Here is a 14,711-nt window from a genome sequence, read left to right as displayed (position 1 = left end):
AGGTGTCAGGGGTGGCGCGCTGCGACCTTGCTCACCTCGGCCCGCGGGTCGGCGTCCTCGGGCCGGACGTTGCGCATCCGCCCGTACGCGTAGACGCAGCCCGCGAGGGCCAGGTCGGACAGGAGCATGAAGCCGATCGAGTACGAGCCCTTGGCGCTGTAGATGGCGCCCATGACCAGCGGCGGGACGAAGCCGCCGAGGCCGCCCATCGCGCCGACGATGCCGGTGACGCTGCCGACCTGGGACTGCGGGGTGACCTGGGAGACCAGGGCGAAGACGGAGCCGCTCGCGGTGCCGAGGCCCGCGGCCATGATGAGCAGGGCGGTGGTGCCGCCGGGGTTCAGGGGCGGGTCGAAGGCCTGCACGATCGCCAGGAGCGCGACGACGCCGAGCGCGACGGCCGTCACCAGGGCCGGGTGCACGCGGTCCGAGAGCCAGCCGCCGAGCGGCCGGAACACGACGGTGACCGCGGCGAATCCGGCGGCCTTGGTGCCCGCGTCGGTCGGGTCGAGCTCGTACCAGGTCTTCAGGTACGTCGGCAGGTAGACGCCGAACGCGACGATGCCGCCGAAGCCGATCGCGTACAGCGCCGACAGCTCCCAGGTGACCCGCAGCCGGCCCGCCTGGCCGAGCCGGTGGGAGAGGGAGGCGGCGGGGACCGGCCGGTCCGGGCGGTCGGTGATGAGCACGGCGGCGAGCACGGCGTACACGGCGAGGGCGATCGCCACCACGAAGAAGGGCAGGTTCTCGCCGTGCTTCGCGATCCGCGGGGTGAAGTAGCCGGACAGCGCCACGCCGCCCATGCCCATGCCGAAGACCCCGAGGGCGAAGCCGCGCTTGGCCGGCGGGAACCAGGAGTTGACCAGCGGGACACCGATCGCGAACGTGGTGCCGCCGAGCCCCAGCAGGAAGCCGACGACCAGCATCAGACCGTACGAGTCCTTGACGACGGTCAGCAGCAGGACGGGCACGATGGTGAGCGCCGCGGCCAGCGGGAACATCTTCCTCGCGCCGTACCGGTCGGTGAGCGCCCCGGCCGGGATCCGGCCCAGCGAGCCGACGAGCACGGGGACGGCGACGAGCAGCGACTGCTGGAAGGAGCTGAGCGCGAGCCGGTCGCCGTACCAGCCGGCGAGCGGGGCGATCAGGTTCCAGGCCCAGAAGGTGAGTGTGAAGCCGATGGTCGCCATGGCGAGGTTGCGGTAGGCGGCCGCGGGGATCTTCGCTTCGGTGTCCACGCCCTCAGTCAAGATCCGGGCCGGGGGCGGTGCGCGCGGGACTGGGCCGTACGGGTCAGGGCCAGTCCACCGTCGTCGGCGGGGTGCCGTCGTCCTCGACGCGCAGCCGCAGCCCGTCCTCGCCGGCCGTCACCTCGACGGTCACCGCCCCGACGCCGGGGCGGCGGTGCGCGGCGGCGAGCGCGCCGCGCAGGGCGGCGAGCAGCCGGTCGGCGGAGGTCTCCTCGGCGAGGGTGTCGACGGCGCCGGAGAAGTGCACGGACGGCTGGAAGCCGAGCAGCGCCGCCGCGCCGCCGGTCTCCCGCAGCACCCGGCCGCGGAACGAGGCCGGCGCGTCGGCCGGCGGCTGCTGGAGGGCGAAGATCGTCGTGCGGACCTCCTGGATCGTGGAGTCCAGCTCGTCGACCGCCCGCCCGAGGAGCGCGTCCTCGTCGGAGGAGTCGCCCGCCCGGCGCCGGGTCGACTCCAGCATCATCTCGGTGGCGAAGAGCCGCTGGACGACCAGGTCGTGCAGGTCGCGGGCGATCCGGTCGCGGTCCTCGTAGACGGCGAGCCGCTCCCGGTTGTGCTGGGCGTCGGCGAGGACCAGGGCGAGGGCCGCCTGGGAGGCGAACTGGGCGGCGAGCAGCCGGTCCACGGCCGTGTACGGGCGGCCGCCGGGCAGCCGGGGCAGGGCGAGGGTGCCGATGAGCTGCCCGCCGCTCTGCAACGGCAGCATCATCGAGGGCCCGAAGCGGCTGCGGACGGGGGTGGTCATCCGGGGGTCGGTGGCCGAGTCCTCGATGAAGACGGGCTCGCCGCCGAGCAGCTGGACCAGGACGGGGGCGCCGGGGGCGATCGTGGTGCCGACCAGGTCGCCGGGGTCGCCGGTGGTGGAGGCGGCGACGATCTCCATGCCGCCCTCCTCGGTGGGCTGGAGCACCACGCCGGCGGCGGCGTCGGCGAGCAGCCTGGCCCGCTCGGCGACGGTCATCAGGGCGTTCTCGGCCGGTTCGCCGGCGAGCAGGGCCGTGGTGACGGCGGCGGCGCCCTCGATCCACCGCTCGCGCTGCCGGGCCGTCTCGTACAGCCGGGCGTTGCCGATGGCGATGCCGGCCTGGGAGGCGAGGACGCGCAGCAGGCTGTGGTCCTCCTCGGTGAAGGAGCCCTCGCGTTTCTCGGCGAGGTAGAGGTTGCCGAACACCTCGGTGTGGACCCGGATGGGCACGCCGAGGAAGGAGCTCGTGCCGGGGTGCCCTTCGGGGAACGGGTCGATCCGGCTCCGCTGCTCCTCCGTCATGCCGGAGGTGAACAGCTCGGTGACGGTCCGGCGCTCGGGGTCGACGACCCCGAGCGCCCCGTGGCGGGCCCCGGTCAGCTGGGTCGCGGTCTCCACGAGGTGCTGGAGGGTGGCCCGCAGTTCGAGCTCGCTGCCGACGCCGAGGACGGCTTCGAGGAGCAGGGGCAGCCGGGGGACGGGGGAGGCGTCCTCGGGCCCGTCGTCGTGCCCGTTCTCGTCCATGATCGACATGGTGTCATTGTCGTACAAAACACCCAACCGCCGGCTATTCGCTTTCGGACAGGGGGGCGAGCACCAGCGGCTGGATCTTGCCCTCCAGCATCGCGCCCAGGCCCAGCACCGCGCAGACGTCGGGCCGCTCGGCGATGTGCACCGGCATCCCGGTGGCCTCGCGCAGCATCTGGTCGAGGCCCGGCAGCAGGGCGCTGCCGCCGACCATCATGATGCCGCGGTCCGCCAGGTCGGCCACCAGGTCGGGCGGGCAGTCGCGGAGCACCTTGCCGATGACGTCGAGGACGGCGGTCAGCGGGGTCTGGATGGCTTCCCGGACGGCGGCGGTGTCGACGGTCACCGAGCGGGCGAGGCCGGTGGCCACGTCCCGGCCGTGGATCTCCGTGTAGGTGGGGCCCTGGAGCGTCAGGCCGTTGCCGTGCAGGGCCACTTGCAGCGGGCGGACCGACTGGCTGGGCAGCATCAGCTCGTGCTGGTGACGCAGGTGCTGGATGATCGCGTGGTCGATGGCGTCGCCGCCGACGGGGACGCGCTCGGCGGTGACGATCGCGCCGAGCGAGAGCACCGCGACCTGGGTGGTGGCCGCCCCGCACACCATGATCATGGTCGCGGTCGGCTGCTCCACCGGGAGTCCGCAGCCCACGGCCGCCGCGATCAGGGTGTCGACCAGTTCGACCCGGCGGGCGCCCAGGCCGACCAGGGTCTCCACGGCGGCGCGCTGGGCGAGCGGGTCGCTGTCGTGCGGGGTGCAGGCCGCGGCGCGCAGCCGGGGCTTGCGGCGCAGCTGGCGGCGGAGCTTGTCGCCCAGCAGGTGACGGAGCATCCGCTGGGCCATCTCGATGTCGACGACGGTGCCGCCGGAGACGGGGCGGACCACCCGGATGTAGTCGGGGGTGCGGCCGGTCATCTTCTCGGCGAGGGCGCCGACGGCGATGAGGGCGCCGGTGCGGGTGTTCACGGCGGCGACGGACGGCTCGTCGACGACGAGTCCGGCGCCCTTGACGAAGACCCGGGTGCGGGCTGCTCCCAGGTCGACGGCGACATGGCAGCGGCGCAGCTGCTCAAGGCTGACGGTCACGGCGTTCCTCCGGAGTGCGGTGCTGGCACGGGCGAGGCGGTGCGCGGAGCGCGGTCCTGTTCGCATCGTGCTGCCGCCCCGGCCGGGGCGCGCGTTGGGCTGCGCCGCCCGGGGGTGGAAAATCACTGACGGAACGTCAGGCTCGGGTCAGGGCTTCACGGGCGGCAGCGGTCGCTGGAACAGCCCCCAGGCGAACTCGGCGGCGCACGCCGAGCCGTCGGGCAGGGTGAAGTCCATCCGGGTGAGCGCCGGAGGGACCTGCTCGCGGGCCCGCGCGTCCCGGAACGCCCGGTACACCTCGTCGATCGTGCACCGCCACGGCAGCAGGTCGGCCGCGGTGCGCAGTTCGGGTACGGGGGCGCCGGGCGCCCTGGTCAGGGTCCTGGACCAGACCGCGCGGCCCGGCCCGGCGCACACCGTGAACCGCAGCTCGGGCCAGAGCGGCACCGGCCACACCCACGCCTCGTGCCCGGAGGGGAGGCCCGGGATCGCCCCCCGCGCCTCGGGCTCGCCCAGTGCCGCCCGGTAGCGGTCGAGTTCACCCGGTCCGCGCCCGGCGTGCGCCCGCGCCTGCCAGCGCTTGTTCGCCTCGCGCATCGCGGTGGGGGTGGTGCCGAGCGCGCGCAGCGCGTCCTCGACGAGGCCCGGCTGGTGGTCGGCCATCCGGCGGAGCAGGACGAGCTGGAACTCGGCCGGTCCAAAGGGGGCGGCAGGGGTCATGCGCCCATCCTGCCCGAAGGGGGAGATTAGCGACGGCACGCCGACGACCTGCGGTTTCCTCACAGGATCCTCACCTCTGTGGCTACCTGTCGTGTCCATGGGGCGCATAGCCTGCGGGCGCCATGGACTACTGCCACCAGTGCCGACGGCATCTCAACGGCGCCCTGGCCTGTGCCGGCTGCGGGACCCCCGTCGAGGAGCTGCGGTACCGCGCCCCCCACCCGGTCCCCGCGCCGGCGGCGGACTTCCCTCCGCCGGCCGAGCCGGAGTTCGGCTACGCCTTCGAGCTCGACCCCCTGGAGCCGCCGCGCCCCGCCGAGGGGCGCGCCACGGGGCGCGCTGCCGCGCGCCGGAGCGCGCGGGGTGGAGGCAGGGGCGGAACGGGTGCTCGGGGCGCCGCCGCGGCCAAGGGGGGCCGCCGGGCGCGCTCCCGGCGCGGGCGCACGGTCCTGGTCGGCACGCTCGGCCTGGTGCTCGCCGCCGGGGCGCTGAGCATGGCGAGGCTCGCCCTGGAGCAGCCCGACGGGGGCGGTGCGGCCACCGCCGTCCAGGAGGAGGAGGTCGTCGAGACCTCCCTCGACCCCGATCCGCTCACCCCGTCGGAGAGCGCCACGCGGACCGAGGGCCCCGGCGCGGTCGAGGCACCGGACTCCGCGAGCCCGTCGGCCACGGGGCACGCCTCGGGCGCCTCGGGCGGCGCCGACGGCTCGGGCGGTTCCGGTGGCTCCGGCGCGCAGGGCGGCGGTACGGGCACGGGGACGGGCTCCGGATCCGGTACCGGTACGGGCCCGGGCTCCGGGGACGGCTCCGGCGCCTCGCCGCGGGCGTCCACCGGCTCCCCGACCCCGACGGCCACCCCCTCCGGCACGGCCTCGGGCTCCGCCTCGCCCACGGCGAGCGGCCCCGCCCCGACGACGGGCGCGCCGAGCAGCACGCCCAGCACGTCGCCCAGCCCCACACCGACCTGCACGCGCTTCCTGTGGTGGTGCGTGTAGGCAGCCGGTGACGGAGCCGCCCGGGGGCGCGGCTACGCCGCGCCGAGCATCCGCTTCAGGAGGTCGCGGAGCAGGGTGCGCTCGACCTCGGTGAGCTCGCCGAGCGGCTCGCGGGCGAAGTGCAGCGACTCGCGCAGCCTGCGGGCGACGTCACGGCCCTCCTCGGTGGGTGCGGCCACCTTGACCCGGCGGTCGGCGGGGTCCGGGCGGCGCTCGGCGAGGCCGCGGGACTCCAGGCGGTCGATGATCCCCGTCACGTTCGACGGCTCGCACTTGAGCTTCTCGGCGATCTTCCGCATGGGCGTGGGCTCCAGCGACAGCAGGCCGAGGACGCGGGCCTGCGCGCCGGTGAGGGCGTGCCGGGCGGCGGCCTCCTCGTACTCGTCGTGGTAGCGCGCCACGACCGTGCCGATGAGCTCCACGACTTCCAGCGTCAGGGGGTCCGTGCGTGTGGTGGGCATGGGTTCATCGTACTCCGATACTTGACAACATGAAATATTGAGGCGCATGGTTGTTTCAGTTGATGAAACATTTCTAGGAGGCTCCGCCGATGTCCGCACTGCCCGCGTCCAGCCGTGAGTGGCACCTCGTCTCCCGTCCGCACGGCTGGCCCGTGCCCTCGGACTTCGCCCTGCGCGAGACCCCGGTAGCCGAGCCCGCGGAGGGCCACATCCTCGTGCGCAACCTGCACTTCTCCGTCGACCCGTACATGCGTGGCCGCATGAACGACGTGAAGTCGTACATTCCCGCGTTCAAGCTGGACCATCCCATGGACGGCGGCGCGGTCGGCGAGGTCGTCGCCTCCCGCGCGGAGGGCTTCGCCGTCGGCGACCACGTGCTGCACGGACTCGGCTGGCGCGAGTACGCCGAGGTGCCCGCCCAGCACGCCACCAAGGTCGACCCGGAGCTCGCCCCGCTCTCCACGTACCTCGGTGTGCTCGGCATGACCGGCCTCACCGCCTACGCCGGCCTCTTCGACGTGGCCTCCTTCAAGGAGGGCGACGCCGTCTTCGTCTCCGGCGCGGCCGGTGCCGTCGGCAGCCAGGTCGGCCAGATGGCGAAGCTCAGGGGCGCCTCCCGGGTCATCGGCTCGGCCGGCTCCGACGAGAAGGTCAAGTGGCTCGTCGAGGAGCTCGGCTTCGACGCCGCCTTCAACTACAAGAACGGCCCGGTCAAGGACCAGCTCCGCGAGGCCGCCCCGGACGGCATCGACGTCTACTTCGACAACGTGGGCGGCGACCACCTCGAAGCCGCGATCTCCTCGCTCAACGTGCACGGCCGCGCCACCATCTGCGGCATGATCGCGCAGTACAACGACACCGAGCCGGTCGCGGGCCCGCGCAACATGGCCATGATCATCGGCAAGCGGCTGCGCCTCCAGGGCGTCCTCGTCGGCGACCACTACGGGATGCAGCAGCAGTTCGTCCAGGAGGTCGGCGGCTGGCTGCGCTCCGGCGAGCTGAAGTACGGCGAGACCTTCGTCGAGGGCATCGAGAACGGCGCGGACGGCTTCCTCGGCCTGCTCCGCGGCGAGAACACCGGAAAGATGATCGTCTCGCTGACCCGCTAGTCTTCCCTCAGCCGTCGCGATCGTGGGCGCGAGTCGCGGCGAACGAAGAAGGAAGACATCAGCATGTCCATCCAGCACTCCGATGTCCTGTACACCGCCGTCGCGACCGCCGAGAACGGCCGCGACGGCCGGGTCGCCACCGACGACGGGCAGCTCGACGTCGTCGTGAACCCGCCGAAGGCCATGGGCGGCTCCGGAGCCGGCACCAACCCCGAGCAGCTCTTCGCCGCCGGGTACAGCGCCTGCTTCCAGGGTGCGCTGGGCGTCGTCGCCCGCAACGAGAACGCCGACGTGTCCGGCTCGACGGTCACCGCCGAGGTCGGCATCGGCAAGAACGACGAGGGCTTCGGCATCATCGTGAAGATCTCGGCGACCCTTCCGAACGTGGATGCCGAGACCGCGAAGAGCCTGATCGAGAAGGCTCACCAGGTCTGCCCGTACTCCAAGGCGACCCGCGGCAACATCACGGTGGAGCTCGCCGTCTGATCACGGGATACCGTTAGGAGGGGGCCGCACCCCGACCGACCGAGGTGCGGCCCTCTCCTCACGTGTGCCCGCGAGGGGGTCAGCGGCTCAGCAGAGCCCGCCCCACCAGGGCGAACGAGCCCTTCGGGTGGTCCCGGAACAGCGGTTCCGTGCCGATCAGCACCACCGGGGCGCCGTATCCGGCCCGGCCGCTCACCACCGCGGCCCGCCCGGCCGCGTCCGCCGGACCGCCCCGGCCGTCCGCCCCCGCCCGCCAGTGGCCCGAGACCAGCGGCGCGAGCGGCGCGTACGCCAGTTCCGTCCGCACCCCCGCCCCCAGCCCCGTGAACCACAGCGGCGCGTAGACGAAGGCGTGCCCCGGAGCGCCCGCGGTCAGCGGCGAGCCCGCGGCACGGACCCGCACCACGCCGTTCGCGTCCGGGTTGCCCGCGACGGGCGTGACCTTCAGCAGCCCCGCCGCCGCGTTGAACGCGGCACCCTCCGCCCCGACGGCGACCACGCCCGCCCCGCTCGACCGCAGCGCCGCCCGGGCCGCCGGGGACAGCGCGGCCCAGTCGAGACCGCGCGACACGTACAGCACGTCACCGGCCGCCCAGCGGAAGCCCCCGTTCAGGCGCTCCGCCGAGACCGGCACCACCGCGAAGCCCATCTCCCGCAGCGCGAACAGCTCGCCCGCCGACGCCGAGGCCACCACCCGGGTACGGGCCAGCGGCGCCGAGCCCCGCTCCTTCGTGGCCCGGAACACCACCCCGTACCGCTCCGCGAGCTCCCGGGCGGCCTTCCGCGCCGCACCCGGCACGACCGCCGCCCCGCTCTCCGTGCGGCGCACCGCGACCCCCCGCGCGAGCAGCGCGTTCACCGCCGCCAGCTCCTCGGGGTCGTCGAGCCGCAGCAGCAGGTCCCCGTACGGCGCGACGGAGCCGGTCGGCGCCGCCGTGTGCACCTGCCGCACGACGGCCGGCACCGGGCCGCGCTCCACCTTCCGTACCGTCGCGCCCCACAGCAGGCCCAGGCTCCACCCCGAGATGTCGTACATCGTCGACACGTCCGCGCTGATGTCCCGGCCGTCCGCCAGGATCACGTTCGCGATGCCCCGCTTGGGCTGGCGCAGGTCCACCACGTACGAGCCGTCCGCCGCCCGCCCGACCCGTACGTCGTTGGCGAGCAGATGGTCCACGAGCCGCGCCGCCGCGACCGCCGACCGCTGGGAGCGGCCCGCCGGGATCACGTACGCCCGGGGGAAGGACGTCGTGTACACGTCCTCCGGGCCGATCCCCGGCACCCCCGGCACCGTCTTCTCCGACACCGGCCGCTGCGGCTCGCCCGCCGCGCCCCGCCGGAAGGTCTCGATCTGGTCCGCGAGCACCGAGGCGCGGTGCGCGTCCGTGTAGTCGAGGGTGGCCCGCATCGCCGCGCCCGCGACGGCCACGTTGACGGCCGAGCGGCGGCGCAGCTCCGGCACCGGCAGCGTGTCGTACTCCTCGTTGTTCACCGCCATCGGGAACTCGACGGTGTGCGCGGCCACCGCGCCCTGGAAGGGCATGTACTGCGGGGTGAAGATCGGCGGCCAGTCGTCCCAGCCCTCCGGCATGTCGCGGAACGGGATGACCGCCGGCTCCACGCCGTCCTTCGCCGGGGTGTAGCCGAGCCCGTTGACGGCCTTCTCCATGCCGAGCGCGTTGGCGTACGCGTTCTTCAGGAACAGGTCGTACTCGTAGTTCTCGCCGTGCGGCGGGGTGGTGGGCTCGATCAGGGTGCCGTTGACGTAGCCGTGCAGGTCGAGCATCACGGCCGGCTGCTTGTCGATGGCGATCCGGCGGATCGCCCGCGCCTCCGGCTGGGAGGCGGTGACGAAGTCGCGGTTGAGGTCGAAGCCGTCGGCGTTGGCGCGGGTGCCGGCGATCCGGCCGTCCGGATTGGCCGTCACGTTGAGGTAGACCCGGGTGCGCGCGAGCAGCCCGGCGGTCTTGCGGTCGGTGGCGGTGGCCAGCTCCTCGATCAGCTTCAGGGCCGCGTCGGTGCCCTCCCACTCGTTGCCGTGGATGTTGTTGTTGAAGAACACCGGCGTCTTGTACGCCGCCTTGATCCGCGGGTCCTTGGCGGCAGCGGCGGGCGCGTTCTCGATCCGCTCGCGCATCCGCTCCTGCTCGCGGGCCTGCCCGGCGGATTCCGGCGCGGTGACGGTGACCAGGTACAGCTCGTGCCCGCCGGCCGACCGCCCGGCGACCTCGACGCTCACCCGGTCGCCGAGCCGCTGGAGGGCGTTGAGGCGCGGCGCGAGCGCGTGGTACGGGGCGAGCCCCAGCTTGAGCGACCTGTCGGCCGGGTCCGCCGGCGGCACGGTCAGCGGCGTGCGGCGCGGATAGCCGGTGCCCGGGCGCGCCGCCGGGGTCAGGTCGGGGGCGCCGAGCGCCCGGGGCAGCCGAGCGGCGGCGGACTCCGGCCCGCCGTCCTCCCGTACGGGACGGGTCGGGGGACCCGGGGCCGCCGCCGGACCGGGGGGCGCGGCGCTCGCCGGGAGCGAGGTGAGGAGCAGCGCGCCGAGCGCTGCGCAGGCCGTGGTGATCAGAACGGAACGGGGTCGTGCCATGCGTGCGAACCTCCGTGACGTGGTCCGATGATCATTACGGAGGGGTCTACCGTCTCAACTCGGGAACAACAAGAGGGCGTCGGGCCGGCCGCCGTTAGGGTGATCACCATGCGCGATTTCGGGGCGGGATTCGGTTACCTGCTGCAAGGTCAGAAGTGGGTCGGCCGGCACGGACGGTGGTTCGGGTTCGGGCTGCTGCCGGGGCTGGTGACCTTCGTCCTCTACGTGGGGGCGCTCATCGGCCTCTTCTACGGCGCCGACGACCTGACGGCCTGGGCCACCCCGTTCGCCGACGACTGGGGCTCGCCGTGGCAGGGCGTGCTCCGGGGCACCCTGACCTTCCTGGTCTTCTCGTTCGGCCTCTTCCTCGCCGTGATCACCTTCACCGCCGTCACGCTCCTGGTCGGCCAGCCCTTCTACGAGTCGCTCTCCGAGGAGGTCGACCGCAGCCAGGGCGGCGACGCGCCCGAGTCCGGGCTGCCGCTCTGGAAGGACCTGTGGATCTCGGCCCGCGACAGCCTGCGGGTCCTGGTCCGGGTGGCGTTCTACGGCGTCCTGCTCTTCGCGGCCGGGTTCATCCCCGTCGTCGGCCAGACGGTCGTCCCCGCGATCGGCTTCTGCGTCTCCGGCTTCTTCCTCACCGAGGAGCTGACCGCGGTCGCGCTCCAGCGCCGTGGGGTCGAACTCAAGGAGCGGCTCGGCCTGTTGCGCGGCCGTCGGATGGCCGCCCTCGGCTTCGGCGTCCCCCTCGTCCTCGCCTTCCTCGTCCCCTTCGTCGCCGTCCTGCTCATGCCGGGCGCGGTCGCCGGAGCCACCCTGATGGCCCGCGACCTGAACGGCGAGACGGGCGACGGGGACGCCGACGGGGCCGACGGTCACCGGCCCGCCACGGGGGCCGCTTCCGGCGCCTGAGCGGCGCGAGACGGGTCCGTTCCCGCGCCCGCCGCCTGCTGCCCGCGCCTGCTGCCCGCGCCCGCCGCCCGGCGGAAGCGCCCTGCGCGGGCGCCCGGGCGGTCAGTCCGGCCCACCCGGATCGAGCACCGGGTGCAGCTCCGGCCGTGACTCCCACCAGGTCTGGTGGAAGGCGTTGTTGGGGACGTTCGCCAGGTACGCGAGTCCCGCCGCGCGGTACAGCAGCCCCGCCCGGCGCTCCGAGACGGCGGCCCGGTTCCAGGCGAGCCGGATGCGGCCCGTGATCGGGTCGCCGGCCAGCGGGCGCAGCACGGTGCCCTCGGCCGCGGGCGCCGTCGGCTGGCTCACCGAGATCGCGCGGCCGGCCGCGATCAGGTCGTAGTGCATCTTGCGGTCGGCGATCCGGTAGCGCAGCGACGGCGTGAACCCGGCCTTCTGGCAGGCCGCGACGAGCGCCTCCGGGCCGCCGTCGTCGTCCTCCACGAGCGTCATCCAGGTCTCGCCCGCGAGGTCCGCGAGGTCCACCCGCTCGCGCGAGGCCAGCGGATGGGCCGCCGACATGCGCACGCAGAACGGTTCCTTCGGGATCAGGGTGCGGGCCGCCGTGCCCTCGGGGAGCGGCACCTCGTGGTCGTTGCACTCCCCGTACACGATGGCGTCGTACTGCCCGGCGCCGAGCAGGCGGCTGAGCGTGGTCACCGAGTGCTCGACGCTGACCGCGATCTCCTGGCCCTCCAGCTCCTGGTCGAGGCGGCCGAGCAGGTCGTCCACCAGGACCAGCAGGATGCACCCGATCCGTAGCGTCGGATGCGGTTCGGCGGCCCGGGCGCCGGCCGCGAGCGCGTCCATCTCGCCGAGCACCCGGCGCGCCTTGGACAGCACGAACTCGCCCAGCGGGGTGGGGTCCACCCCGTGCCGGCCGCGGAAGAACAGCTCGCCGCCCGCGGCCCGTTCGATCCGCCGCAACTGTGCCGAGAGCGCGGGCTGCGAGACGCCGAGCCGGACCGCGGCGCGCCCCAGACTGCCCGCTTCCGCTATCCGGCAGACGGCTTCGAGATGCCTCAACTCCAACTGCATTTCAGCAGCGTACGCAGCGGGTGAGGGCGGACGGCAGGGTTCTGCGGCTCCGATCCATAACGCGGGTCTTATGGCCGGTGAGATGTCCCCGACTTGCCATGTCCACGCACATACTCGGCGCGACCCACCGTCACCCCCCCACCTTGATCGGAGCAGTCGTGCAACCCACCAGACTCTCGGCGGCCGTGGCAGCGCTCGCGCTGACGGCGAGCCTCGCGGGCACCCTCGCGAGCACCGCCTCCGCCGTGACCCCGGCGCCGCAGCCCGTACCGCCCGGGCACGGCAAGTCCCTCGCGCTGGCCGCCGCCGACAAGGCCGCCGACAGCGGGCTCGACGGCCTGCGCCACGGTGCTGACGAGGAGCTCGTCCGCACCGCCGTCACCCCCTGGGCGGGCGGGCTCTACTACGCCGCCTACCAGCGCACCTACAAGGGGCTCCCGGTGGCCGGCGGCGACGCCGTGGTCCTCTCCGACAGCGCCGGCAAGGTCCGTGACGTCACCTCCGCGCCCGCTCCGGCCATCCGCCTCTCCACCAAGGCCACCGTGAGTTCCGCCGCCGCGCTGGCCACCGCCCGAGGCCGGCTCGCCGAGGTGGAGAGCGCGAGCACCCCCGAGCTGACCGTGCTGCTCAAGGGGAACAAGCCGGTCCTCACCTGGCACACCCTGGTCGTCGGCCGCACCGCCAAGGGCCTGCCCAGCTCGCTCGACACCTACGTCGACGCCCGCACCGGGGCCGTCGCCCGCGCCACCGACAAGATCCTGCACGCCGACGGGCGCGGCTACCACAACGGCAACGTCACCATCGACACCGCCGCGAGCTCCATGACCGACCCGAACCGCTCCGGCTTCAAGTGCGGCGGCCAGAACGGCAGCGCCTACACGGGCTCCTCGCCGTGGGGCAACAGCGGCGCCAACGACCTGGTGACCGCCTGCGTCGACATCATGTACGCGGCGCAGAAGGAACACTCCATGCTCAAGGAGTGGTTCGGCTACAACGGGCAGAACGGCCAGGGCGGCATGGTCCCGGCCCGCGCCGGACTCGCCGAGGTCAACGCGTACTACGACGGCACGAAGACGACCTACGGGCGGGCCCAGACCGGCTCCAACCAGCTCACCGCCATCGACGTCGTGGCCCACGAGTACGGCCACGAGATCTTCGACCGCACTCCGGGCAGCTCCGGCTCGTCCAACGAGAACGGCGGGATGAACGAGTCCACCGGCGACATCTTCGGCGCGCTCACCGAGCACTACGCCAACAACCCGAACGACACCCCGGACTACACGGTCGGCGAGAAGGTCAACTTCTTCGGCGACGGCAAGCCGATCCGGAACATGTACAACCCCTCGCTGGTGAGCAACGACCCCAACTGCTACACCCAGTTGACCTCGGCCACCGCCGGCACCCACGTGGGCTGCCTGCGCGGCCCGGCGGGCGCCGACTTCGACCTGTACCTGCAGAAGTGGAACGGGTCGGCCTGGGCGGACGTCGCGGTCGGCGGCACGGCCGGCGCCGATGAGGACACCTCGTACTACGGCACCGCGGGCTACTACCGCTATGTGGTCCACGCCTACAGCGGCTCCGGCGCGTACACGCTGGGTCTGAGCGCCCCGTAAGGGGCAGGGGCGCCGTCGCGGACCGGGGGTTCCGCGGCGGCTTCCCCCGCCGGACGGCCGTGGGCACACCCACCGGCCGTCCGGCACTTCCGCGTACGGGACGCCGGCGCCCCGTCCGCGTCACCGGCCCCCCGGCACCACCCCGTCACCGGCTGTCCGGTACCACCCCGTCACCGGCCGCCCGGCGTCACCCGTCACCGGCCGTCCGGCACCTCCGCCAGCGCGTACCCCGGCTTCTCGCCGCCCGCGTCGGCGATCCGGCGTCCGTCCGGGGCCCAGGCCCCGGCGAGTCCGGCACCGATCCCGTCCTCGTTGGCGCCGAGCACATTGCCCAGGACCACGTACAGGCCGAAGTCCCGGGCCCGCGCCGGATAGACCGTCTCGAACGAGTCGTTGTCCGCGCCGAGCACCGAACTCGCCAGATAGACCGCGCAGTCGTCCGCGGCGGCCCGCTCGGCGAGTTCCGGGAAGCGGTTGTCGTAGCAGGTGGCGGTCGCGAACCGGACGCCGTCGAGCGCGAACCGCCCGTCGGCGGTGCCCGGCGCGAAGACCTCCGCCTCCACCCCGTACAGGTGCCGCTTGTCGTAGCGGGTGAGGAGCGAGCCGTCCGGGCCGATCACCAGCGTGGTGATGGCCGGCCGCCCCGAGGCCGTGCGCACCGGCCCGTTGACGACGGCCGCCGCCGACACCTCCCGGCAGGCCTCCCGTACGGGGTCGAGGCGCGGGTCGTCCTCGCTGAGGACCAGGCCGGGGGTGTCCCGGATCAGGCTCGGCTCGTAACCGGTCAGGGCCAGCTCGGCGAAGACGACGACCCTGGCCCCCTCGGCCCCGGCGGCGCGGACGAGTCCGGCGACGGTACGGACGTTGGCGGCGACGTCCCCGGCGACCGGGGCGAACTGGGTGGCTGCGACGATCATGACCG

General features: G+C 73.8%; 13 protein-coding genes. 5 read left to right on the top strand and 8 right to left on the bottom strand.

Going from position 1 to position 14,711, the window contains the following annotated elements; all coding sequences use genetic code 11:
• Nucleotides 1-5: 5 nt before the first annotated feature.
• The 4 genes from ACZ3ZE_RS03250 to ACZ3ZE_RS03235 form a co-directional block, all read right to left on the bottom strand.
• Nucleotides 6-1,190, bottom strand: a complete 1,185-nt coding sequence (locus ACZ3ZE_RS03250; RefSeq protein WP_361164674.1) for an MFS transporter — start codon at nt 1,188-1,190, stop codon at nt 6-8.
• 103 nt (nt 1,191-1,293) lie between these two features.
• A complete protein-coding gene (locus ACZ3ZE_RS03245) occupies nt 1,294-2,748 on the bottom strand; it encodes a sensor histidine kinase (RefSeq protein ID WP_363291220.1) in 1,455 nt (484 codons plus the stop codon).
• Between the two features lie 34 nt (nt 2,749-2,782).
• Nucleotides 2,783-3,826 carry a rod shape-determining protein gene (gene mreB, locus ACZ3ZE_RS03240; RefSeq protein ID WP_361163447.1) on the bottom strand — a complete coding sequence of 348 codons (1,044 nt, stop codon included), beginning with the start codon at nt 3,824-3,826 and terminating at the stop codon, nt 2,783-2,785.
• A gap of 147 nt (nt 3,827-3,973) precedes the next feature.
• Complete coding sequence (locus ACZ3ZE_RS03235) at nt 3,974-4,546, bottom strand: hypothetical protein (protein ID WP_467257149.1); 573 nt, start codon at nt 4,544-4,546, stop codon at nt 3,974-3,976.
• A gap of 122 nt (nt 4,547-4,668) precedes the next feature.
• Between ACZ3ZE_RS03235 and ACZ3ZE_RS03230 the strand changes: the two genes are divergently transcribed.
• A complete protein-coding gene (locus tag ACZ3ZE_RS03230; RefSeq protein ID WP_467257147.1) occupies nt 4,669-5,541 on the top strand; it encodes an SCO2400 family protein in 873 nt (290 codons plus the stop codon).
• A 32-nt stretch (nt 5,542-5,573) separates the two neighbouring features.
• Here the strand turns inward: ACZ3ZE_RS03230 and ACZ3ZE_RS03225 are convergent, their stop codons facing one another.
• Nucleotides 5,574-6,002, bottom strand: coding sequence for a MarR family winged helix-turn-helix transcriptional regulator (locus ACZ3ZE_RS03225; RefSeq protein ID WP_361163453.1), 429 nt, complete (start codon nt 6,000-6,002; stop codon nt 5,574-5,576).
• A gap of 89 nt (nt 6,003-6,091) precedes the next feature.
• Here ACZ3ZE_RS03225 and ACZ3ZE_RS03220 point away from each other — a divergent pair, with 89 nt between their 5' ends.
• Complete coding sequence (locus tag ACZ3ZE_RS03220) at nt 6,092-7,111, top strand: NADP-dependent oxidoreductase (protein WP_361163455.1); 1,020 nt, start codon at nt 6,092-6,094, stop codon at nt 7,109-7,111.
• 63 nt (nt 7,112-7,174) lie between these two features.
• A complete protein-coding gene (locus ACZ3ZE_RS03215; protein WP_329420347.1) occupies nt 7,175-7,597 on the top strand; it encodes an organic hydroperoxide resistance protein in 423 nt (140 codons plus the stop codon).
• 79 nt (nt 7,598-7,676) lie between these two features.
• Here ACZ3ZE_RS03215 and ACZ3ZE_RS03210 read toward each other — a convergent pair whose 3' ends face one another.
• Nucleotides 7,677-10,187, bottom strand: coding sequence for a M14 family zinc carboxypeptidase (locus ACZ3ZE_RS03210; RefSeq protein WP_467257145.1), 2,511 nt, complete (start codon nt 10,185-10,187; stop codon nt 7,677-7,679).
• Between the two features lie 108 nt (nt 10,188-10,295).
• Here ACZ3ZE_RS03210 and ACZ3ZE_RS03205 point away from each other — a divergent pair, with 108 nt between their 5' ends.
• Nucleotides 10,296-11,099 (top strand): EI24 domain-containing protein, encoded by an 804-nt coding sequence (locus tag ACZ3ZE_RS03205; protein WP_361163460.1) that lies wholly within the window; start codon nt 10,296-10,298, stop codon nt 11,097-11,099.
• A 102-nt stretch (nt 11,100-11,201) separates the two neighbouring features.
• Here ACZ3ZE_RS03205 and ACZ3ZE_RS03200 read toward each other — a convergent pair whose 3' ends face one another.
• The gene (locus tag ACZ3ZE_RS03200; RefSeq protein WP_361163462.1) at nt 11,202-12,176 is read right to left on the bottom strand and encodes a LysR family transcriptional regulator; all 975 of its coding nucleotides are present in this window, start codon (nt 12,174-12,176) and stop codon (nt 11,202-11,204) included.
• Nucleotides 12,177-12,334: 158 nt separating this feature from the next.
• On the opposite strand from ACZ3ZE_RS03200, the gene ACZ3ZE_RS03195 reads away from it, so the two are divergent.
• Entirely contained in the window at nt 12,335-13,789 is a 1,455-nt protein-coding gene (locus ACZ3ZE_RS03195) for a M4 family metallopeptidase (protein ID WP_467257144.1), read from the top strand.
• Nucleotides 13,790-13,983: 194 nt separating this feature from the next.
• On the opposite strand, the gene ACZ3ZE_RS03190 is transcribed toward ACZ3ZE_RS03195, so the two are convergent.
• Nucleotides 13,984-14,706, bottom strand: coding sequence for a carbon-nitrogen hydrolase family protein (locus tag ACZ3ZE_RS03190; RefSeq protein ID WP_361163466.1), 723 nt, complete (start codon nt 14,704-14,706; stop codon nt 13,984-13,986).
• Nucleotides 14,707-14,711: the final 5 nt, after the last annotated feature.

The sequence above is a fragment of the Streptomyces sp. NPDC023157 genome, assembly GCF_055560575.1.
Note: the sequence above shows the minus strand (reverse complement) of the source record. Positions and strands in the feature narration are given on the sequence as shown.